The sequence below is a fragment of the Kribbella sp. NPDC058245 genome (assembly GCF_042882005.1).
Lineage (GTDB): Bacteria > Actinomycetota > Actinomycetes > Propionibacteriales > Kribbellaceae > Kribbella.
In genome coordinates, this window is sequence record NZ_JBHVWY010000042.1 from 1 (window position 1) to 1,179 (window position 1,179).

Here is a 1,179-nt window from a genome sequence, read left to right on the forward strand (position 1 = left end):
GGATATCCGGCTCTCCTGATGCATGTGTGGGTGGTTTGAGCGCGCCTTGAATGGCGCACGCCGTTCCCTGTCTAGGTTTCTGAGCTGTCTAGGAACATTAACCTGGTGACGGGAGAACGGCGTGCGTGGCGACAGCTTATGGCGTGCGGTTTTGGGGGTCGAGCAGACGGTCATCGAGGACGTCTGGTTCGACGAGGATGAGCTGGTCGTGGTCGTGTCGGTGCGGCCGGTGGCCCGGCAGCGTGGCCGGTGCGGGCGGTGCCGGCGCCGCTGTTCGGGGTATGACCAGGGTCGTGGTGAGCGGCGCCGGTGGCGGGGGCTGGATCTGGGCCCGGTCCGGGTGTTTGTGGAGGCCGATTCGGTGCGGGTGACCTGCCCCGACCACGGGGTGGTGGTCGGGCATGTCCCGTGGGCCCGGCACGACGCGGGACATATCCGCATGTTCGATGACCAGGTGGCGTGGCTGGCGACCCAGACGTCGAAGACCGCGGTCACACAGCTGATGCGGATCGCCTGGCGCACGGTCGGGGCGATCGTGAAACGGGTCTGTGCCGATGTCGATGCGGTCACCGACCGGCTCGCGGACCTGGTCCGGATCGGGATCGACGAGGTCAGCTACCGCAAGGGCCAGAAGTACCTGACCGTGGTGGTCGACCACGACTCGGGGAACCTGGTCTGGGCCGACCCGGGCCGAGACGCCGCCACCGTCACCAGGTTCTTCGACACCCTCGGCACCGACAGGGCTAAGGAACTCACGCACGTGTCGGCCGATGGGGCCAGCTGGATCACCGGCGTGGTCGGTCAAAAGGCCCCGCAGGCGGTGCTGTGCGCGGACCCGTTCCATGTCGTGTCCTGGGCCACCGACTGTCTGGACGAAGTACGCCGCGAGACCTGGAACACCGCCCGACGCCAAGCAGGCGGCACCCACCAGGTCGGCTCCCTGGTCGCGCACCGCTACCACGCCTCCCGCGGGAACGCCCAGACCATCGCACGGTCCCGCTGGGCACTGTGGAAGAACCCCGAAGACCTCACCACCAAACAGACCGCCCAGCTCGCCTGGATCGCCACCTCCAGTCCCCGCCTGCACCGCGCCTACCTCCTCAAAGAAGGCCTCCGCCACGTCTTCAAACTCGGCGGCGACGACGGCAAACACGCCCTCAAAGCATGGCTGGCCTGGGC

General features: G+C 67.8%; 1 protein-coding gene. It reads left to right on the top strand.

Annotated elements, in window-relative coordinates; all coding sequences use genetic code 11:
* Positions 1-121: 121 nt before the first annotated feature.
* A partial coding sequence (locus ACFVWG_RS41485) for an ISL3 family transposase (RefSeq protein WP_391549044.1) occupies positions 122-1,179 on the top strand: 1,058 nt, incomplete at its 3' end.